The 20,453-nt window shown below is 74.6% G+C and carries 14 protein-coding genes; 6 read left to right on the forward strand and 8 right to left on the reverse strand.

Going from position 1 to position 20,453, the window contains the following annotated elements:
- Positions 1–18: 18 nt before the first annotated feature.
- From NRK68_RS30470 to NRK68_RS30505, 8 genes are all read right to left on the reverse strand, one after another.
- On the reverse strand, positions 19–1,251 hold the full coding sequence (locus tag NRK68_RS30470; protein WP_183064397.1) for an ATP-grasp domain-containing protein: 1,233 nt from the start codon (positions 1,249–1,251) through the stop codon (positions 19–21).
- Complete coding sequence (locus NRK68_RS30475; protein WP_183064398.1) at positions 1,244–1,948, reverse strand: PIG-L deacetylase family protein; 705 nt, start codon at positions 1,946–1,948, stop codon at positions 1,244–1,246. Before NRK68_RS30475 ends, NRK68_RS30470 begins: the two co-directional genes overlap by 8 nt.
- The gene (locus tag NRK68_RS30480; protein ID WP_257857342.1) at positions 1,945–3,972 is read right to left on the reverse strand and encodes an NAD-dependent epimerase/dehydratase family protein; all 2,028 of its coding nucleotides are present in this window, start codon (positions 3,970–3,972) and stop codon (positions 1,945–1,947) included. Before NRK68_RS30480 ends, NRK68_RS30475 begins: the two co-directional genes overlap by 4 nt.
- A gap of 68 nt (positions 3,973–4,040) precedes the next feature.
- A complete protein-coding gene (locus NRK68_RS30485; RefSeq protein ID WP_257857343.1) occupies positions 4,041–4,790 on the reverse strand; it encodes a hypothetical protein in 750 nt (249 codons plus the stop codon).
- A gap of 7 nt (positions 4,791–4,797) precedes the next feature.
- Positions 4,798–5,832 (reverse strand): arginine beta-hydroxylase, Fe(II)/alpha-ketoglutarate-dependent, encoded by a 1,035-nt coding sequence (gene vioC, locus NRK68_RS30490; RefSeq protein WP_183064401.1) that lies wholly within the window; start codon positions 5,830–5,832, stop codon positions 4,798–4,800.
- Between the two features lie 128 nt (positions 5,833–5,960).
- Complete coding sequence (locus NRK68_RS30495; protein ID WP_257857344.1) at positions 5,961–7,880, reverse strand: amino acid adenylation domain-containing protein; 1,920 nt, start codon at positions 7,878–7,880, stop codon at positions 5,961–5,963.
- A gap of 65 nt (positions 7,881–7,945) precedes the next feature.
- Positions 7,946–9,106, reverse strand: coding sequence for a capreomycidine synthase (vioD, locus tag NRK68_RS30500; RefSeq protein ID WP_257857345.1), 1,161 nt, complete (start codon positions 9,104–9,106; stop codon positions 7,946–7,948).
- A 20-nt stretch (positions 9,107–9,126) separates the two neighbouring features.
- Positions 9,127–10,518, reverse strand: a complete 1,392-nt coding sequence (locus NRK68_RS30505; protein ID WP_257857346.1) for a KamA family radical SAM protein — start codon at positions 10,516–10,518, stop codon at positions 9,127–9,129.
- 505 nt (positions 10,519–11,023) lie between these two features.
- On the opposite strand from NRK68_RS30505, the gene NRK68_RS30510 reads away from it, so the two are divergent.
- From NRK68_RS30510 to NRK68_RS30535, 6 genes are all read left to right on the forward strand, one after another.
- Positions 11,024–11,626, forward strand: coding sequence for a helix-turn-helix domain-containing protein (locus tag NRK68_RS30510; RefSeq protein WP_257857347.1), 603 nt, complete (start codon positions 11,024–11,026; stop codon positions 11,624–11,626).
- 69 nt (positions 11,627–11,695) lie between these two features.
- Positions 11,696–13,429, forward strand: a complete 1,734-nt coding sequence (locus tag NRK68_RS30515) for a carbamoyltransferase family protein (RefSeq protein ID WP_257857348.1) — start codon at positions 11,696–11,698, stop codon at positions 13,427–13,429.
- Entirely contained in the window at positions 13,426–15,180 is a 1,755-nt protein-coding gene (locus NRK68_RS30520) for a condensation domain-containing protein (RefSeq protein ID WP_257857349.1), read from the forward strand. The genes NRK68_RS30515 and NRK68_RS30520 overlap by 4 nt, the downstream gene beginning before the upstream one ends.
- A 32-nt stretch (positions 15,181–15,212) precedes the next feature.
- Positions 15,213–16,712, forward strand: coding sequence for an AMP-binding protein (locus tag NRK68_RS30525; protein ID WP_183064406.1), 1,500 nt, complete (start codon positions 15,213–15,215; stop codon positions 16,710–16,712).
- Positions 16,709–18,400: an ABC transporter transmembrane domain-containing protein gene (locus NRK68_RS30530; protein WP_257857350.1), complete on the forward strand. Its 1,692-nt coding sequence runs from the start codon at positions 16,709–16,711 to the stop codon at positions 18,398–18,400. The genes NRK68_RS30525 and NRK68_RS30530 overlap by 4 nt, the downstream gene beginning before the upstream one ends.
- Entirely contained in the window at positions 18,397–20,268 is a 1,872-nt protein-coding gene (locus tag NRK68_RS30535; RefSeq protein ID WP_257857351.1) for an ABC transporter ATP-binding protein, read from the forward strand. The genes NRK68_RS30530 and NRK68_RS30535 overlap by 4 nt, the downstream gene beginning before the upstream one ends.
- Positions 20,269–20,453: the final 185 nt, after the last annotated feature.

Genomic DNA, 20,453 nt, shown 5'->3' on the forward strand with positions numbered 1-20,453 from the left:
CCCGTCGTACGGGCTCGGTCACGGGGACCCGGCCTTGAACCGCAGGGGCAGGGCGTTCAGGGCGCGTTCCGCGATGGCCTCCGCCTCCGCGGTTTCGGGTGCGTGGGCGATCACCCCGGCCAGTACGTCGGCGCCGCCGCGGTACGACGGCACCACGGCGCCCGGCTGCAGGTCCAGGCCCCAGAACACGTCGTGCACCCCCACCCGGCGAGCGACGTCCCGCGGGTCGCCGACCCACTCGATCACGCCGCCGTCCGCCGGCAGGAACCGCTGGACCGCCGCCCGGCTGTGCCGCGGGACCAGCTCCGCCGGCTCCAGGGGCCGGCCCAGCGCCAGCCGCACCACATTGGGCAGCGGGTCCACACCCGTCGCCAGCCGCATCACCTCGGTGGCGATCCGGGCGCCCGTCAGCCGGCAGGTGATCTCCAGCAGGATCACCCGGCCGTCGTGCGTGCGCAGGATGTCGGTGTTGATCACTGCCGGGTCCAGGCGCAGCGCCTGCGCGCCCCGCCGCACCACGTCGGTCACCTCGTCGATCTGCTCCGCCGTCAGCCGGCTGGGAAGGGTGTCCCCGCCCTCGAAGAAGTGCGGGGCGAACTCCTCCTTGCGCCCGTACTCCCGGTCGGCGAAGCCGAAGCGGTGCAGCTCTCCGTCGACCATGAAGGCCGCGAGGGTGTGCTCGGTCCCCTCCAGGAACTCCTCCACCACGATCCGCCCGCCGGGGCTGAGCCGCAGCGCCTCCTCCGCCAGCCCGCGCACCTGCCCGGCCGTCTCCACCTTCAGCACGCCCAGCGACCCGGTCTGGTCGCTGGGCTTGAGGACCGCCGGCAGGCCGATGTCCGCGACCGCCCGCACCGCCTCGCCGACGCTCTCCGCGGTGGCGAACCGGGGCAGGTCCAGCCCGGCGGCGCGCAAAATGCGCAGCCGCCGGTCCTTGAGCGTGCAGTCCAGGGCCGTCTCCAGCGGCAGCCCCGGGCAGCCGAAGCGCCGTGCGAGGGTGCTGATCACCGGCGGGTTGTCCGCGCCCAGCGAGAACACCCCGTCGATCCGGTCGATCCCGGCCGCCGACAGCTCCGTCAGGACCGCCACGGCGTCGTTCGGATCGCACACGATCAGCACGTCGGCGGCGGCCCGCGCCCGGTCGGTCGGCTGGTCGGTGACCACCACGAGTTCCCGCCGGGGCGAGCGCAGCTCGGTCAGGGACCGGTCCATGCCCGAGCCGAGCCCGCAGACCAGCAGCCGGTCAGTCATGGCCGCCACCGGCCCGGAGTCCGGCGGGCGGCGCGCCCAGGCTCAGCACCTGGAACACCTCCGCGTGCCCGGAACCGGCCGAGACCGCGCCCCGGTAGCGGGCCAGACCGCGGATGCCCTCGTCCCACGCGGCGTGCCGCAGCTGGGAAGCGTACGCCCGCATCGCCTCGACCTTGGTCTCGATCTGCCCGTCGATGTCCTCGGCGTACTGGAAGCGCGCCATCGGCGCCCACACCTCGTAGCCGAGCACCAGCTGCGGAGCGGGCATCGCCCGGCCGCCCGTCTCCTGGAAGAACTCCGACTGCGCCATCCACAGCGCCTCGGTGGTCAGCTGGTGCACCATCCGGTGCTCGACGTCGTCGTCGTTGTCGTGCGGCAGGTACACCACCTGGGGCCGCACCTCGCGCATGACCCGGACCAGGTCCAGGTGCACCCGCCGGGAGAGGGCGAAGTCCCGCGACGGCTCCTCGAAGCGCACGCAGCGGTGCACACCCAGCGCCTTCGCGGCGTTCTCCGTCTCCGCGGCGAACTCGGCGTCGCTCACCGCGTCGTCGAGGGCGCTGCGCTCGCGGCCGATGACGATGACCACCGTCACCCGGGCCCCGTCGCGCACGTGCTTGGCGATGGAGCCACCGCAGCCGATGACGTCGTCGTCGGGGTGCGGCGCCACCACCAGGACGTCGGTGATGCCCGTCATGCGCCCGCCTCCGGCGCTTCCCCGGCCCAGCGGGCCCACTGCCCGGTCAGTGCCGCACCCTCGGCGAACGGCACGCGCGCCGTGTGACCCAGGATCCGGCGGGCCTTGTCGTAGCCGGCGCGGGCCGTCGCCCGGTACAGCTCCAGCTCCCAGTCGGCGACCGGCTCCCCTGCGGGCTCGCCCGCGGTGTCCAGCGGGCCGCGCAGCGCGCGGATCCCGTCGAAGAAGGTGCCCCAGCCCAGCTCCTCGGGGTGGCCCACGAGGAACCGCTCGCCCGCAGCGGCCTCGGTGTCCGCGGCCAGGAGCACCGCGTCGGCCAGGTCGTCCACGTACACGGCATTGCATACGCCGCCCTCGCCGCCCGCCGGGAGCTGCCCGAAGTCACCCGCCGGACGGCGGAGCTGGGCGGTGGTCCACTGGCCGCCCCACGGGCCGTACACCACGCCCGGCTGGAGCACGACCGTCTCCAGGCCCTCGCCGTGCGCCTCCAGGACCAGCCGCTCGGCGGCCAGCTTCTGCTGCTCGTACTCGCGGTCGGCGGGGTCGGCCGGCCGCGCGGGGGAGTCCTCGGTGAGGGCGCCGGTCACGGCCGGGTCGTAGACGTCGACGGTGCTCAGGTGCACCACACGGCGTACGCTCGCGGCGCGCGCCGCGGCCAGGACGTGCGCGGTGCCCTCGACGGAGGCGGCCCAGCGGCCGGCCTCGTCACCGGCGCTGCCGAACGCGCAGTGCACCACGGTGTCGCAGCCCTCGAAGGCCGCGCGCAGCGTCTCGGGGTCCAGCAGATCGCCCTGGCGGAACTCCAGCCGGTCCTGCGGCAGGACCGACAGCCGCGCCGCCCGGCCGAAGCCGCGCACCACCGGCCGGACCCTGGCCTCGGTGCCGAGGACCAGCCGCTCGACGATCCGGCCGCCGATGAACCCGCTCGCGCCGGTCACGGCCACGGTGCGCCCGGCCAGAACGGGGCCTGCCGGCGCTTCACCGTCCCGTACCGTCCACGGCTGCGCGGCCCGCTGGTGGCCGGGGCCGCCGTAGCACTCCTGGATCAGCTCGACGACGCGGACGCCGTCCTGCGGGGAGGAGTGGACGGCCGCGGAGCCGCGCACGGCGGCCGCGAAGTTGCCCAGCTGCTCGGTGAAGAGCAGTTCCCACTCGCCCTGCGCGGGGGCGACGGCGTCCACGTCGCCGCGGTGCAGTTCCACCCCGTCCGCAGTGATCAGCGTGCACTCGCCGGCCGGGAAGTCGGTGCCGATGGTCACGGTCGCCCGGGTGCCGGTGACCTTGCAGCTGATGCCGAGGTCGCGCAGGCGGCTGAACTCGCAGTGCACGTCGGCGGTGCCGAAGCGCAGGTGGGCGGAGGAGTCGGTCTCCACGCCGCCGAGGGAGTTGTCCTCGTAGCGGACCACCTCCACCTCGGGGCCGAGCCACCACAGCAGGGTGTCGAAGACGTGCGAGGCGGTGTCGGTGAGCACGCCGCCGCCCGCCAGGCGCCGGTCGAACATCGACCAGGAGACCGGCTCGTGGGCGTAGGGGTGGCCCTCCGACCAGTCGACCCGCACCACGTCGCCGAGCTCGCCGCCGTCGATGAGCCGCTTGACCCAGGCGTAGGCAGGGAAGAGCCGGCGCGGATGGGCCATCGCGAGCACCGGGGCGCCCTCGGCGGCGGCGGTGGCGGCCAGCGCCTTCGCGTCCTCCACCGAAGTGGTCATCGGCTTCTCCAGCAGGACGTGCTTGCCGGCCGTCAGCAGCGCCTGGACGATCGGCGCGTGCAGGGTGTGCGGCGCCACGACCACCGCAGCGTCGAAGGCGTCGGCGGCCTCGGCCGGGTCGGTGGCGAGCACCACCCGGTCGGCGTCGGTGCCGCCGAGCTCCCGGTAGAGGGCGAGGGCGTCCTCGGCCTGGCGCGGGTCGCGGTCGATGAGTGCGGTCAGCTGTACGTCGCCCTTGAGCGCGGGCAGGGCGGGAAGGTGGCAGCCGCGGGCGGCGGCGCCGCACCCGACGATGGCGAGGCGTACGGGAGGCATGGTTCTCTCCAGGGTAGGTCGAAGATCGGGGGTGGGGTGGAGCGGCCGGGCGCGCGGCCCGGAGCCGGTCACGGTGCGGCGGGGCCGGCGGGGTGGTGCACCCAGACGTTGGGTTCCGTATAGGTGCCGTGGTCGTCCGCGGTGACCCGCAGCGGGACGAGGGCCCCGGGCAGGAGGTGCTCGCCCGGGCCGGGCAGCGGGTGCCCCAGGAACTCCGCCCATCGGGCAACCGGCTGACGGATCACCAGGGAGGCGCGGGCGATACCGAGTTGGCGGGCCCCCAGCTCCAGGTGGGTGCGCAGCCAGGGGTCGAAGCAGCGCCCGTCGGGCCGCCGCCAGGCCGCGTACTCGTCGATCGGGATCAGCGGGTAGAGCGGCTTGCGGGTGGGCCGGACCGGGATGATCACCCCGCGCGGGGCGTGCCGGGCGGCCCGCCGCCGGACCTCGGTGAGCAGCCGTTCGGCGTGGCCGGCCGCCCGGTGCACGGGGTCCACGGACACCGACAGCATGCACACGGCGTCCGGGCGGTCCGGCGGGGGCCGGTCGACGCCCCGCACCAGGACCTCGTCGCTGCCGGACGGCAGCGACGAGGTCGTGCCGTCCCAGTGCACCGGCAGCCCGTTGGCGGCGGCGACCAGGCGCCCGGCGCCGTCCACCAGGCACAGCTGGTGCTCGGCGTACCGGTCGTACATGCCGTGCCAGCGCCAGTTGCCGGGGGACTCCCAGCTCATGAACGCGGGCATGTTGGCCCCGATCAGGGCGTCGACCTCCGGCAGCAGCCACGGGTCACGGGACAGGTCGGTGAGGGTGAGGGCCACCGGCGTGTCAGCCCAGGAGCCGGGTGGCGGCCGTGGCCCGCATCTCGCGGGAGCGGCGCAGGTCCGTCGTCACGCAGACCCGCTTCAGCCAGCGGTCGGTGCCGTCGTAGCGGGCCTGGAACGGCAGCCGGCCGTGCACGGCCCGGTGGTTGTCGATGAAGAGCACGTCGCCCTGGTCCGCGACCACCTCCCGCATCCCGGCGTCGACCACCTTGAACAGTGCGTCGTACGCCCGGCGCGCCTCGGTGTCGTCCTCCGGTACGGAGGTGAAGTACGGGTCCAGGCGCATGTACGGGTCCAGGCGCGAGCCGTAGAGCAGCGCGCCCAGCGGCCGCTCGTCGATCATCCGCTGGATGGTGGCGAACCGGGCCGCCTCCTCCTCGGAGGCGATCGTGTTGTTCTTCGGCAGGTGCGACTCGTCGGGCGCGATGTAGAAGCGCGGCTCGAAGAGGATGTCGATGTCCTCGGCCGACAGGGAGGACAGATCCAGCTCACCGACCGTCGTGGGCACGTGGTCGGGATTGCGCAGCGCGCCGAGGATCAGATAGTCGCTGCGGTAGGGGTGGAAGGCGTCCTCGGTGTGCCAGGTCAGCAGTTCCTTGCTGCCCATGCCGAGCTGGTCGTTCTCGTGCTGGCGGATCGGGAAGATGTCGTGCACGAGGTGCCCGTCCTGCTGCGTGGCCCAGCCGAAGGGCTCGCCGAGCAGCGCCGAGTACAGCATCAGCAGCAGCTCTTCGGGGAACTCCGGGCCGGGACGGCCGCGGCCGCGCCAGTGGTCGGGGGTGGGCCCGATGCGCCGCTGGTCGAAATCGTGCCCGCGGATCACGGTGTGGCCGTGGCGGTCGCCGAGTTTGAACTCGCGCAGGAAGCCCTGCACGCCTTCGGGCAGCCGGGCCGCGAGCCGCGGCAGGTCGTGCAGCAGCTCGGGGTCGCCGAAGGAGGGGTAGGAGGCCGCCAGTTCGAGGCCGAGCTCCGCTGTGGCGGAGGCCTCGTCGGCGGTCAGGGTGTAGCCGGGCGTGGACTGGTCGGTGAGGTTCGACATGCCAACTCTCGCTGAGTGGTCGGGGAATGGGTGCTGCTCGCGGCCGGCCGGAGCCGGGCCGCGGGCCCTCGGGTGGTGCGGATGTGCGGGGCGGGGCCGGATGCGGCCCCGCCCCGGGAACGCGTTGGTCAGGGGCGGGCGACCGCGCGGCCGGCGAGCACGTCGGCGAACAGCCGCGGCGTCGGGGCCGTGAAGAGCGCGCTCGCGCGCAGTCCGGCCGCGTCGGGCCGGGACTCGCGCAGCCGCGCGAGCAGGCGCAGGGCCAGCAGGGACTGGCCGCCATGGTCGAAGAAGTTGTCGTCGGGGCCGAGGGCGGGGGCGTCCAGGACCTCACGGAAGAGGGCCAGCACGGTGCCCAGCGGCTCCTGCTCGGTGCCTGCGGCTTCCGCGACCGGTGCCGCTTCCGCGACCGGTGCCGCTTCCGCGACCGGTGCCGCTTCCGCGACCGGTCCCGCTGCCGAGGCCGGCGCCCCGGAGGCGGCGGAGACCGCGGCCGCCCAGGTGGCCAGCCGCCGCTTGTCGACCTTGCCGTGCGGGTTCTTCGGCAGGACGGACACCCGGTACAGCACCCGCGGCACCGCCCAGTCGGGCAGCTGCGCCTCCAGCGGGGCCACCAGGGCGTCCCGGTCGGCGCCCGTGAGCCGGACGGCCTCGCCGGGCAGCGGCGCCGCCGCGGGGTCGGCCGGCACGGTGAACGCCCACAGCACGGTGCCGGTCTCGGGGTCGGGGAAGACCACGGCCTGGCCGACCCCGGTCACCTCGCACAGGGCGCGCTCCACCCGGGCGGGCTCCAGCCGGTGGCCGCGGATCTTGACCTGGTCGTCGACCCGGCCGAGGAAGACCAGCTGCCCGTCCGCGTCGATCCGGCCCAGGTCACCCGTGCGGTACACACGGCCGCCCGGGGTGCTCGCGTACGGGTCGGGCACGAAGCGGCGGGCGGTGGCCTCCTCGTCGTCGAGGAAGCCGCGGGCCAGCAGCGGGCCGCCGATGTGGATCTCCCCGGTCCCACCGTCCGGGACCGGGCGGCCGTCCTGCCGGATGCTGATCTCCACGTCCTGCAGGGCGGTGCCGAGCGGCACCTCCTCGGCGTCGGAGGGCAGCAGCCCGGTGTAGAAGGTGGAGCTGACGGTGCATTCGGTCAGCCCGTAGACGTGGGCGAGGGCCGCGGGCTGCCGGGCCTGCCAGCGCCGGTAGGGACCCGGGTCCATCCGCTCGCCGCCCACCACCACGGTGCGCAGGGTCTCCGGCGTGGCCGTGCCGCTCCCGTCCAGCCAGCGGGCGTACTCCAGCCAGTACTGGGTGGACAGTTCGACCACGGTGGTCCGGGTCCGGGCCAGGGCGATGTGCAGTTCCTCGGCGTCCAGCGCCCGGGTGTCCTCGCGGCACACCACGGCCGCGCCCGCGGCGAACGCGGGGAAGACCTCCTCGATCAGCACGTCGAAGCCCAGCGACGCCACCTGGAGCCAGCGGTCCTGCGCGGTCAGCTCCAGCCGGTTCGCGACCGCGGCCGCGAAGCGGCGCAGCGCGTCCCGCTCGACGACCGTGCCCTTGGGCCGGCCGGTGGATCCGGAGGTGAACAGTACGTACGCCGTATCGGACCCGCCGGCCCGGCGCACCGGACGGGCCGGTTCAGTGGCGTCCGCGTCCTCGGCGGGGCCGTGCGGCACGCAGGCCCCCTCGGGCGCGTGCGCCCCGTCGCCCAGCCACACCACGGCGCCGGTGCGGGCCACCAGCGCCGTACGGGCGGCGGGCGGCAGCCGGTCGTCCAGGACGGTGAACCCGGCGCCGGCCTTGAGCGCCGCCAGCATGCCGAGCACCGTACGGGCGGGGTCGCCGAAGGCGAGGCCCACCAGCTCTCCCGGACCCGCGCCGCGCTCCGCGAGGAAGGCGGCCCAGGCGTCGGTGAGCCGGTCCGCGTCCCGGTAGGTCAGCACCCGGTGCGGCGTCACGAGCGCGGGCCCGTCGGCGTGCTCGCGGACCGAGTGCTCCCACAGGTCGAGCACGTCGGGTTCGGTCAGGTCGGGTTCGGCCAGGTCGGGTTCGTTCACGGCGGGCTCGCTGACGTCGGGCCCGGTCGCACCAGGCCCGGTCACATCCCGCCCGGTCACGGCGGTCACCGTCCGGCCTTCCGCGCCAGCAGGAACTCCGACAGCCCTTCGAGACCGGCCCGGAAGCCCTCCTCCGGGCCGCCGAAGCCGAGCCGGGCGCCGTGCGGCGCGCCGAAGGCGGTGCCGGGCACCAGCAGGGTGCGGTGGCGGGCGAGCAGTTCCAGACAGAACCGTTCCACCGCCTCCGGTCCGGCCGCCGCCTCCTCCAGCTCGCGGAAGACGGGCAGGGCGCACACGCCGCCCTCCGGCGGGGTCCAGCGGACCAGCTCCTCGTGCTCGGCCATCCACTCGGTCAGGTGCGCGAGGTTGCGCCGGGCCTCGGCCGCCCGGCGGCCGATGAGCTCGTCGGCGTGCCGCATCGCCCGCTCGGCGACCAGCTCGACCAGGGGGGAGAGGAAGAGGGTGGTCCGGTCGCGCAGCGGGAAGGTGGCGGTGATCAGCTCCTTCGGCGCGACGGCCCAGCCCACCCGCAGGCCGGGCAGGCCGAAGGTCTTGGAGAAGGTGCCGTAGGACACCGTGTCGCCGCCCTCGGCGCCGGGGTCCGGCAGCACCTCCCAGCGGTGCGCGATCTCGGCGGTGGCGGCGTCCCACACGAGCACGGCGCCGGTGGCCGCGGTGCGCCCGGTCAGTGCCTTGAGGCCCGGCTGGGACAGCGTGACGCCGCTGGGGTTGTGCGGGAAGTTGACGATCACCGCGGCGGTGCCGGGGGTGATCAGCTCGTCCAGCACCTCGGGGTCGATCTCGCCGTCGCGCACGGCCCGGGCCGGCAGTTCGACGACGTCGCAGCCGGCCGCCCGCGGGTAGTGGCCCAGCGAGTGGTAGATACCCTCCTGGACGACGACCCGGTCGCCCGGGTGCAGCAGGGCGCTCAGCGTCAGCGCGATGGCCTCGCTGGACCCGTGCGTGATCAGGACCCGGTCGGCGTCGCCGCCGGCGTAGCGGTCGGCGACGGCCCGGCGGATGCCGGCCCCGCCCTGGGAGACGCTGTCGTCCATGACGATCTCGTCGAGATCGGCCACCGGGATGCGGCACAGGTCGCGTATCTCGGCGAAGGTGTACGGGTGGACGCCGCTGGAGCTGATGTCGTGGATGTCCGGGCCGAGGTGCCGGCGGTACCACTCCTCCAGCACCGGAGGGTCTTCACGCCGTGGACGGAGACTGCTCATGCTGTGCAACTGTCCCTTCTCTACCCCTGACGGGCTTCGCGCCACCAGCGCTGCCCGGAGAGCGGGAGCGTGTCGATGGGGTCGTAGTACTGGTAGGAGCCGCTGTGGGCGTCCGGGTCCGCCGCCTCCAGCGGTGTGAGGAAGCTCTTGCTCCAGTGCGACACCCCGAGCTCGCGGTCGTAGGAGTCGGCCTGGTCCACCCACCGTTTGCCGGCCATCGGTACGTCGCAGACGATGCGCGGGGTGGAGAATCCCGGGAGGTAGCCCAATATCTGATGCTGAATCAGCTGGGCGCGGTGCAGCGGTACGCGCCAGTGCTCGGCGTTCGGGATCATGTCGCACATGTAGAAGTAGTACGGAGTGATGCCGGCGTGATCGATGAGCGCGAAACAGAGGTCGAGCAGGTCGTGGGCGTTGTCGTTGATCCCGCGCATCAGCACGCCCTGGTTGCGTACGTCGTGCAGACCGGCACCCAGGAGGGCCCAGGAGGCCCGTGCCACCCCGGGCGTCACCTGCTGCGCGGCGTTGGCGTGCGTGTGCAGCGCGACGCGCACCCCGCGGGAGCGGGCCTTGCGGGCGATGCGCTCGACTCCCTGGAGCACCGGCGCGGAGTTCCAGTGCTGGGGCAGTCCGATCAGCCCCTTGCTGGCGAGCCGGATGTCGCGGATCGACTCGATGTCCAGCAGCCCGTCCACGAAGCGCTCCAGCCGCGGCCAGGGCAGGTTGGCCAGGTCGCCGCCCGAAACCACCACGTCCCGGATGCCGGGGGAGACGCGCAGGTGCTCCAGGATCCGGTCGGCCCGGTCGACAGGCTTGAGCTGGAGCTTGTTCTTGGTGACCTGGGGCGTGGAGTTGCCCACCAGGTCCATGCGGGTGCAGTGCCCGCAGTACTGCGGGCAGGTCGACAGCAGTTCGGCCAGCACCTTGGTGGGGTAGCGGTGGGTCAGCCCCTCCACCACCCACATGTCCTGTTCGTGCAGTGAGTCCCGGCTGGCCATCGGGTGCGAGGGCCACTCCGGGTGCCGGTCGGAGAACACCGGCAGCATGTAGCGGCGTACGGGGTCGTCGTAGAAAGCCTTGGTCAGCTCGCCCGGGCGGGCCGCGGCGGCCTCCGGGGCGATGGTGTTGAGCATCTGGGGCGGCAGGAGCACCGACATGGTGGCGCGGTGCTGCCTGTCCTGTTCCCAGTCCTCGTAGAACGCCTCGTCGAGCAGATCGCCGACGACCGCGCGCAGTCCTTTCGCGTCCTTGACGCAGTGGGCGCGCTGCCACTGCGGATCCGCCCATTCCGTCTCGGTGACTTCCCGCCATCCGGGGAAGCGCTTCCAGTCCGGTTCCACGAGGGGGCTGTTCCGGTACTCGTAGACGCCTTCGAGCGCTGCTGATTCCGTCTGGCTGCGTGCTGTGTCCACCAACCCGCCACCCATTCCCGTCGGTTTCGGCCGTATCGCCTGACAGCAACCGATCTTGCAGAGCCCCGGCGTTGTACACGAGAGCCGGTTGTACGGGGCAATCGGCCCGAGTGCCCCTGTACAAAGGACCGCCGAAGGCGGATGGTTGTGCGGGCAACGAACAGTCGCGCACTTGCACGGGGCGACGTCCCGGGGCGGGAAGAGGAACGTCGGGGGAACGCTTCCGGACGGGCGTTGCAACGGTGTTGATCCGAGGAGTCTCATTCGGCCGAACCGCCCTCCGCGTGGCCGGAAGCGTCGATTGCCGATTGATGGATATGTCAGTGGCATGTACCAATGTCCGAGAGATCCGGTGCGACGGTTTCCGGTCGCGTACCGAGCGTCGGACCGGTTCTCGCGTCGGTGCCGTACGCCGTTGACCGGGTTGTACGGCACGGGAGAGCCGACGCTTCACTCGACAACACCGTCGATCATTCAGGGGAGAGGCATGCCCAGGCCAGAGCGGTTGTTAGACCCCACAGCCGGACCGCTGGAGGAGTTCGCCCACGCATTGCGCGCTCTACGCAAGCAGGCCGGGAACCCCTCCTACCGGACCATGGCGAAACGAGCCCACTACTCCGTGGCCACCCTCGCGGAGGCGGCCCGCGGACTGCACAAGCCCTCCTTGAAGGTGACGCTCGCCTACGTGGCCGCCTGCGAGGGCGATCCGGAAGCGTGGACCCGCCGCTGGTACCGCCTCAGCACGGCCCTGGAGGGACACGATGTCCCCGCCCGGGGCCAGCCGACCGGAAACGGCCGGGTCCCCACCCAGCCGCCGGCCGCCGGCCGCCGCCCCGGAACGGGCGCCTCCGCCGCCCCTGTCCGGCGGACCGAGCCGGGCGCCGCGGCCCGCGCCGTCGCCCCGCCCGTCGCCGCCGCGCGCCGGCCCGCCCAGGACGCGCTGACCGCCGACGAGCGGGCCGAACTGCGGCGGCTGCGCAACGAGGTCGAGCAGCTGCGGCACGCCAACGCGGTGCTGAAGGCGGCATCCGCGATATTCGCCGCGGATCTCCGCACAAACTCACAGGTCGTGTACAACCCGGCGGACCGACAAGATCCGTTGGCGTGACCGGACGCCGAGCGCCCCACGGGCCCGAGGCGGATCCGGCGGATGCCGACCGACCTTTGGGGACTGAACATGCGTGTGCTCGGAGTCAACGGCTGGCCCGGCGCCAGCCACGACGGTGCGGCCTGCCTCGTCGTGGACGGTGAGGTCATCGCCCTCGCCGAGGAGGAACGCTTCACCCGCAACAAGCACGCCTACGGTGAAGCGCCCCTCCACGCCGCCGCCTACTGCCTGGCGGAGGGCGGTCTCACCCTGGACGACATCGACGTGGTCGCCCACGGCTGGGACCTGCCCACCCTCTTCGCGGACCGCGGCCTCGACTGGTTCGACAGCGACGCGGCCGCCCTCGAACACCTGCTGCCCAAGGCACTGTTCCCGCGGACCCGCGATCCCCGGCTGACCTTCGTCAACCACCACATCGCGCACGCCGCCAGCGCCTACCACCTCTCCGGGCGCGACCGGGGCGCGATCCTCGTCCTCGACGGCCAGGGCGAGAACGAGAGCACCACCCTCGCCGTCGGAATCGACGGCGAGATCAAGACACTGCGCGCGCACACCCCCGGCTGGTCGCTGGGCTACTTCTACGCCGCCGTCTGCGAGTACGCCGGCCTCGGCGCGGACGCGGCGGGCAAGATGATGGGCCTGGCCTCCTACGGCACCCCCGGCGACCTGAGCTTCGGCGGCGCCTTCGGCTTCACCGACGAGGACTTCACCATCGGCGTCGTCCCGCCCGACCTGCGCTCCACGGGCACCACGGACGAGGAGACGGCCACCATCCGGTACTGGATGGAGCACCTGGAGAAGACCCTCCCCGAGGCGCCCAACCGCGGGGTGCGCCGCTTCGACCCCCGCACCGGCCGCTACGGCAAGGTCACCGACCGGGACCCCTTCGAGTACCGCGACCTCGCCGCCACCGCGCAGGCCGCGCTGGAGCGCGCCGTCATGGGCCTGGTTCGCGGCCTGCTCCGGGAGACCGGCGAGACCACGCTGCTGATCGCCGGCGGCGTCGGCTTCAACGCCACCCTCAACGGCAAGATCATGCGGATGCCCGAGGTCCAGGACCTCTTCGTGCAGCCCCTCGCCGGCGACCAGGGCGTCTCGCTCGGCGCCGCGGTCTGGGTCGCCGCCCGGGAAGGCGACCGCATCCGGCCCATGGACGGCTCGGTCGCCTGGGGCCCGCAGTGGTCCCCCGACGAGATCCGCCGCATCCTGGACGCCTCCGGCACCCCCTACACCGAGCCCGCCGACATCGCCGCCGCCACCGCCGGCGTACTGGCCGCGGGCGGGGTCTCGGGCTGGTTCCAGGGCCGCGCCGAGGGCGGCCCGCGCGCGCTGGGACACCGCAGCCTGGTCGCCGTACCCGACCCGGAGTCCACCCGCGACCGGGTCAACGTACGCATCAAGGACCGCGAGGCGTGGCGGCCGTTCGCGCCGAGCATGCAGGAGGAGGCCGCCGAGGCCCTGATCGGCACCGCCACCCCGCTGCCCTACATGATCGTCACCACGCCCGTCACCGAGGCCGGCGCCGCGGCCATGCCCGCCGTCGTCCACAGCGACCGCACCACCCGGCCGCAGACCGTCTCTGCCGCGGTCGATCCGCTCTACCACCGCCTCATCGGCGCGGTCGGCGGGCACACCGGGACCCCCGTCATCATGAACACCTCCTTCAACGGCCGTGACGAGCCCGTCGTGTGCAGCCCGCGCGACGCCCTCGCCACCTTCCACCGGCTGCCCCTGGACGCCCTCGCCCTCGGCCCGTTCCTGATACGCCGCCCCGCCGGGTTCCCCGGGGAGGCCGGCGCGTGACCGCCCCGGTACGGCAGGAGAGCGCTCCCGAGGCCGACGCCTCCGAGACCGACGCCCCCGACGCCCTCGGGGCCGGCGCCCCCGGCGCCCCGCCCCAGGAGGAGATCCACGCCCGGCTCGCGAGCTGGCTCGCCGAGGCGGTGCTCGACCCCGACGCCGACCTCACCGGCCCGCTGGTCGACTTCGGCGTGGACTCCCTCGACCTGATCCGCACCGCCCGCCGCATCGAGGCGTCCTTCGGCGTACGGGTGCAGCTGCGCGAGATGTTCGCCCCCGGGCTGACCACCGCCGCTCTCGCCGCGCTCGTCGCCGGGCGGGCCGCCCTGCGCGGCGGGGCCGAGGCCGCCCCGCCCGGCACCGCCCACGGGCCCGTCGTCCTCACCCCCTCCCAGGAGCAGGCGTGGGAGGAGCAGGCCGGTGAGCGCGGCCAGTGGAACCAGGCCCTGCTCTTCACCACCAGACCGGGCATCGACCCCGGCCTGTTCGCCGAGGCCGTCCGCCGGCTCGTCGCCGGCCACGCCTCGCTCCGGCTGGCCGTCGAGGACCGCCCGGCCCGCCGCCCCCGGCAGCAGACCGCCGCCCTGGACACCGACGGCCCGCCCGGCGCCGCCCTCGGAGCGGCGCTCGACACCGTCGACGTCTCCGAGCTGGCCGACGCCGACCTCTCGGCCGCCGTCGCCCTGCGCTGCGCCGTCGAACAGCGCTCCCTGGACCCGCAGCGGGGCCGCGTGGCCCGCTTCGTCCGCTTCGACGCCGGCCCCGCCCGGCCCGGCCGGCTGCTGATCGTCGTCCACCAGATCGCGATCGACATGGTGTCTTGGTCCGTCCTGCTCGCCGACCTGGAGGAGGTGTACACCGCGCTGGAGGAGGGCCGCCACGACGTGTGGCCCGCCGAGGGAACCTCCTACCCGGAGTGGGCGCAGGCCCTCGCGGCCCACGCCCGCACCCCCGAGGCGGAGGAGCAGGCGGAGTGGTGGACCGAGGTGGTCCGCACCCCCGCCACCCTGCCTCCGGACCACCCCGTGGCCGACCCGCGGGCCGTGAACACCGCCGCCACCGCGGCCACCCACCGCGAGGAGTTCCCCGCCGAGCTCACCGCCCGCCTTCACACGGCGGCCCGCGCCCACCGCGCCCATGCCGGCGACCTCGTCCTGCACGCCCTGGGCGAGGCCCTGGCCGAACGGCTCGGCGAGTCCGCGGTCCGCGTGGACGTACTGCGCCACGGCCGCGAGGAGACCGTCGGGGACACCCATCTGGCCCGCACCACCGGCTGGTTCACCACCACCGTCCCCGTCCGCCTGGACCTGGCCGCCGCCACCCCGGCCGAACGCCTGGCCACGACCGTGGGCCATCTCGCCGCCCTGCCCGGCGGCGGCGTGGGCCACGGCGCGCTCACCCGGCACGGACGGCCGCGGATCGCGGCCGTCCTGCGCGCCGCCCCGCCCAGCGACGTCTCCTACGACTTCGAGGGCGACGACGCCGACAGCCTGCCCCTGGGCACCCTCCTGCCGGACGTGGCCCCGGAACCGGTCGGCGACATCACCGCCCCGCACTGGACCCGCCCGCACGCCGTCGAGGTCATCGCCACCACGGAGGACGGGACCCTGCGCGTCGAGTGGTGGTACTCCACCGCCCTGCACCAGGAGGCGACCGTACGCACGCTCGCCGCCCGCCACCGGCATGCCCTCGTCACCCTCCTGGACGCCCTGGCCGGCCCCGGCGTGCCGGGCGCCGGGGCCCCCACCCGCTGACCGCCGCACGGACGGACCGGAAGAGACCTGCCATGACCCTGCCCAGCATGCTGGACCCCTTCTTCGCCATCGCCCGCTCGGAACCGGACCGGCCCGCCGTGGTCGACAACGGTGTGACCGTCGGATACGGCCAGCTGGCCCGCTGGGCAGGGGCCGTCGCCGACCTCGTGGCCACCCGCGGCCCGGCGGCCGGACGCCCGGTGGTGGCCGTCCAGACGCACCACAGCGTCCGCGACATCGCGGCGATCCTCGGCGTCCTGGCCGCCGGCCGAGGCTACGTCCCCCTCGCCGACGAACCGCTCGACCACACCCAGGCGGCCCTGCGCGCCCTCGGCTGCCGGGAGCTCGTCGCCACCGCCGAGACCGGCCGGCTGCCCGCCGTCGACCGCGTCCTGCGGCCCAACTGGGGCCGCTCCAAAGCCCCCCTGCCCGAGACGGGCGAGCCGGTCCGGCCTGAGGACCCGGCCTACGTCCTGTTCACCTCCGGCTCCACCGGCGCCCCCAAGGCGGCCGTGGTCCCGCACGGCGCCCTGCATGCCGTTCTGCCGCACCTGGGCCGGCAGTACGGCGTCGGGCCCGGCACCGTCGCCCTCAACTTCCACCGGGCGGACGGCGACACCAGCCTGGAGGAGATCCTGCCGACCCTGCTGGCCGGCGGGCTCGTCGTCCTCGACGAGGACAGCGAGGCCGACCTCGACCGGGTCCTGACCGATCACGAGGTCACCCTCGTCAACCTGCCCGTCGACTACTGGCACCTCTACACCGGCCATCTGCTCGACACCGGCCGCCCACTGCCCGGCTCCGTCGAGACCGTCGTGATCGGCGGTGAGGCCGTCCGGCCCGACATGCTGGAGCGCTGGCGGCGGCTCGGCGCCGACCACGTCGTCCTGCTCAACACCTACGGGTCCACCGAAACCGCACTGGTCACCCACAGCGCCGTCCTCGCCGGCCCGGGTGCGGCCGCGGCCTTCCCGGACGGGGTGCCCATCGGCCGCCCGCTGCCCTCCGTACGGCAGACCGTGCTGCCCCGGCCCGACGCGCCGGACGGCCCCGGGGAACTCCTCGTGGCAGGGCCCCAGTTGAGCAACGGCTACCTCGACGCCCCCGAGCGCACCGCCGCCCGCTTCGTCGAGGCCGACCACGGCGGCGGCACCGAGCGCTGGTACCACACCGGCGACCTCGTCACCGAGGACGCCGCGGGCTCGCTCGTCTTCCACGGCCGCATAGACCACCAGGTCAAGATCCGCGGGCACCGCGTGGACCTGCTCGACGTCGAAGGGGCCGTGGGCCGGCTCCCGGAGGTGACGGCCGTCGCCGCCGCGGCGCACGACAAGGGCGAACACACCGTCCTGCTCGCCTTCGTGACCCTCGCGCCCGGAGCGGCCGAGGCCACCGACACGGCCCTGCGCGAACGGCTCCGGGCCGCCGTCCCCGGCCCCCTCGTCCCCGACCGGATCGTCGCCGTGCCCGAACTGGTGCACACCCGCACCGGAAAGGTCGACCGCGCGCGTACCCGGGACCGGTACCTGTGAGCAACCGACTCTTCGACGCCTCCGTCGCCCCCGCCTCCGTCCCCGAGGCGGAGGCCTCGGGCCCCTGGGCCTACCTGTGGTGGCTGGCCCGGATCCGCCCCCGGCCGCTGCTGCTCGCCGCCCTGCTCGGCGTGCTGTGGATGGTCCCCCTGGCACTGATCCCGCTGGTCCTCGGACGGGCCATCGACGAGGCCGGGGCGGCCACCGGCCAGGCCGGCCTCTACCTGTGGTCGCTGGCCGCCCTGGGCCTCGGCCTGCTCCAGGCCGTCGCCGGCGCCGGCCTCATCCAGGCCGCCGTCGGCGCCGAGGCCCACGCCCTGTCCGTCACCCACCGTGTCCTCGTACGCCAGGTCGTGCGGCTCGGCGCCACCCTGCGCGGCAAGGCCCGCTCGGGCGACGTGGCCGCCTCCGCCTCCGCCGACGTGGACAGCATCGGCAACGCCTTCGAGGTCGTCGGCCGCACCATCGGCGCCGTCGTCGCCGCCGTCCTGGTCGCCGTCGCCCTCACCCTCACCTCGCCCGTGCTCGGGCTCGCCGTGCTCATCGGCGTCCCCGCCGCCGTCCTCGGCATCGGCCCCCTGCTGCGCCCCCTCCAGGAACGCGACGAGGCCCAGCGCGAGCAGATGGGCATCGCCACCTCCCAGGCCGGCGACATCGTGGCGGGCCTGCGCATCCTGCGCGGCATCGGCGGCGAGGCCCGCTTCGCCGAGCGTTTCCGCCGCACCAGCCAGCAGGTCCGCCGGGCCGGCGAATCCGCCGGCCGGATGGAGGCCTGGCTCCAGGCCGCCGGGGTCTTCCTGCCCGGGCTGGTCACCGTCGGCATCGTCTGGCTCGGCGCCCGGCTCGCCCTGAACGGCACCATCACCGCCGGTGAACTCGTCGCCTTCTACGGGGCCTCCGCCTTCCTCACCCTGCCCGTCAGCACGGCCACCGAGGCCGCGGAGACCCTGAGCCTCGCCAAGGTCGCCGCCGGCCGCGTCTGCACCCTGCTGCGGCTGACCCCCGAGACCGTCCGCCCCGAGGATCCCGCCCCGCTGCCGGCCGGCGCCCTCGCCCTGGCCGACGCCGACACCGGCGTACAGGCCGCCGCCGGCCGCCTCACCGTGATCACCGCACCCGCCGACCGTGTCGGCGACCTCGCCGACCGGCTCAGCCGCCCCGGAGCCCACCCCGGCCCCTGCGCCGTCCGCATCGGCGGCGTCCCCCTGGACCGGGCCGACCCGGACGAGCTGTCCGCGCGGCTGCTGCGCTCCGGACCCGCCGACATCCTCTTCAGCGGCACCGTCCGCGAGGAGCTGACCGGCGCCTCCGCCCGACCGCCCGGAGCCCTGGACCGGGCCCTGTCCGCCGCCGACGCCACCGACGTCGTCGAGGCCCTGCCCGGCGGCCTCGACGCCTGGCTGGACGAGGGGGGCCGCGCCCTGTCCGGGGGACAGCGCCAGCGGCTGGTCCTCGCCCGCGCCCTGCTCGCCGCCCCCGACCTGCTGATCCTGGAGGACCCCACCGCCTCGGTCGACGCCCACACCGAAGCCCGCATCGTGGAACGGGTCGCCGCCCTGCGCGCCGGCCGGACCACGGTGGTCCTCACGGACAGCCCGCTGTGGCGGGCCGCCGCCGACCACGTGGTCCGCCTCGACGCGGAGCCCGCCCCCGGCGCCACCGACCGCTCCGCAGGAGTCCCCTCATGACCACCACCCCCACCCGGGCCACCGCCCCGGCCCCCGGCGCCGACGCGGCCGCCCCGGACCCGGCACCCGCCGAAGCCCCCGGGGCCGGCCGGCTGCCGCTCGCCGGGCGGGCCGAGGTCCGCGCCTGGACCGCTGTCTTCCTGCGCGGCGAGGCCCCCCGGCTGGCCCTGACCTTCGGCCTGTTCGCCGCGGCACTCGCGGCCGGTCTGGTCGGCCCCCGACTGCTCGGCCACCTCGTCGAATCGGTCAAGGACGGCACCACCACCGGCCACGTGGACGTGCTCGCCCTCGCCTTCGTCGCCATCCTCGTCGGCCACGCCCTCCTCGCCCGCGCCGCCCGGACCCAGGCCACCCTGCTCGGCGAACGCGTCCTCGCCCGCACCCGCGAGAACTTCGTCAGCAGGGTGCTGCGGCTGCCCCTCTCCGAGGTCGAGGCCGTCGGGACGGGCGACCTGCTCAGCCGCGCCACGACCGACGCCGACCGGCTGAACGAGAGCATCCGGCAGGCCGTCCCGCGCATCGCGCTGGCCGCCGTCACCCTCATCTTCACCTTCGCGGCCATCCTGCTCACCTCGCCGCTGCTCGCCCTCGGGCTGCTGGCCGGCGTACCGTTCGCCGTCCTCTCCACCTGGTGGTACCGGCCCCGCGCCACCCGCGCGTACGAGCGCCTGCTCGCCGAGGAGGCCGACGTCCTGGCCGTCACCCACGAGACCACGCGCGGCGCCGCCACCGTCGAGGCCCTGGGGCTGGGCCCGCGCCAGCTCCGCCGCCACGGAGCGGCCGTGGACCGGGTGGTGCGCACCCGCCGGCGCACCACCTGGCTCCAGACCATCTGGTTCCCCAGCCTGGACCTGGCCACGATGGTCCCGATGGCGCTCACCCTCCTCATCGGCGGACTCGCCTACCAGCGCGGCGAGGTGGGACTGGCCGAGCTGACCGCGGTCGTGCTCTACGTACAGGCCCTCGGCGAGCCCCTGAACGACCTGCTGACCTGGACCGACGAACTCCAGATCGGCAACGCCGCGCTGCGCCGCATCCTCGGCGTCGAACGCCTGCCCCGCGAGGAGCCGGTCACGCCGCCGCCCTCCGACGGGCACGCCATCCGCCTCGAAGGGGTCCACTTCGGCTACGGGCCGGGTCCGAGCCGCGAGGTGCTCACCGGCGTCGACCTCGACATCGCGGAGGGCGAGCGGCTGGTGGTCGTCGGCGCCTCCGGTGCGGGCAAGTCCACCCTCGGCAAACTCCTCGCGGGCGTGCACCACGCCACCCGGGGGACCGTGCGCATCGGCGGCGCCGACGTGGCCGGCCTGCCGGTGGACCGGCTGCGGCGGGAGATCGTACTGGTCACCCAGGAACAGCACGTGTTCACCGGCACGGTCCGGGACAACCTGCTGCTGGCCGTCGGCGCCGCCCACGAGGAGAAGGGCGAGGACCGGGGCGGCGCGGCGGACCCGAGGCTGTGGGAGGCCCTGGACACCGTCCTGCTCGCCGACTGGGTACGCTCCCTGCCCCACGGCCTGGACAGCGAGATCGGCCACGGCGCGGCCCTGGTGTCCCCCTCGCACGCCCAGCAACTGGCCCTGGCCCGGCTGCTGCTGTCGGACCCGCACGCGCTGGTCCTCGACGAGGCCACCGCGCTGCTGGACTCCACCGCCTCGCGCCGGGTCGAGCGCTCGCTGGCCGCGCTGATCGAGGGGCGCACGGTCATCTCGATCGTGCACCGCCTGGACTCGGTCCGCGACGCGGACCGCATCGCGGTCATGGACGCGGGCCGGATCGTCGAACTGGGCAGCCACGAAGAACTCCTGTCCGCCGCAGGCGCCTACGCGGCCCTCTGGCACTCCTGGGATGCGGCACGCCGAGGCTGAGCTGAGCGCCTTGCGGCTTGAGCGCTGCCCGGTGGTCCAGGTCCTCCCCCGCCGCCCCGGAGGCGCGGCCGGGGAGGACATTCCATGCCCCACGCCGTAGGAAGACCGCATTACCGGGTGATCACGCTTCGCGGTGCGCACCGAGCCCGGTGACGCGGCGGAAACGGCATGCCGTCCGCCGGATT

It is taken from the genome of Streptomyces yangpuensis, assembly GCF_024666385.1.
GTDB classification, from domain to species: domain Bacteria; phylum Actinomycetota; class Actinomycetes; order Streptomycetales; family Streptomycetaceae; genus Streptomyces; species Streptomyces yangpuensis.

What these genes read in the sequence shown, in the direction of transcription:
- NRK68_RS30470 (WP_183064397.1), bottom strand. Translation starts at nt 1,251, where the DNA reads ATGACTGACCGGCTGCTGGTCTGCGGGCTCGGCTCGGGCATGGACCGG.
- NRK68_RS30475 (WP_183064398.1), bottom strand. Translation starts at nt 1,948, where the DNA reads ATGACGGGCATCACCGACGTCCTGGTGGTGGCGCCGCACCCCGACGAC.
- NRK68_RS30480 (WP_257857342.1), bottom strand. Translation starts at nt 3,972, where the DNA reads ATGCCTCCCGTACGCCTCGCCATCGTCGGGTGCGGCGCCGCCGCCCGC.
- vioC (WP_183064401.1), bottom strand. Translation starts at nt 5,832, where the DNA reads ATGTCGAACCTCACCGACCAGTCCACGCCCGGCTACACCCTGACCGCC.
- vioD (WP_257857345.1), bottom strand. Translation starts at nt 9,106, where the DNA reads ATGAGCAGTCTCCGTCCACGGCGTGAAGACCCTCCGGTGCTGGAGGAG.
- NRK68_RS30515 (WP_257857348.1), top strand. Translation starts at nt 11,696, where the DNA reads ATGCGTGTGCTCGGAGTCAACGGCTGGCCCGGCGCCAGCCACGACGGT.
- NRK68_RS30525 (WP_183064406.1), top strand. Translation starts at nt 15,213, where the DNA reads ATGACCCTGCCCAGCATGCTGGACCCCTTCTTCGCCATCGCCCGCTCG.
- NRK68_RS30535 (WP_257857351.1), top strand. Translation starts at nt 18,397, where the DNA reads ATGACCACCACCCCCACCCGGGCCACCGCCCCGGCCCCCGGCGCCGAC.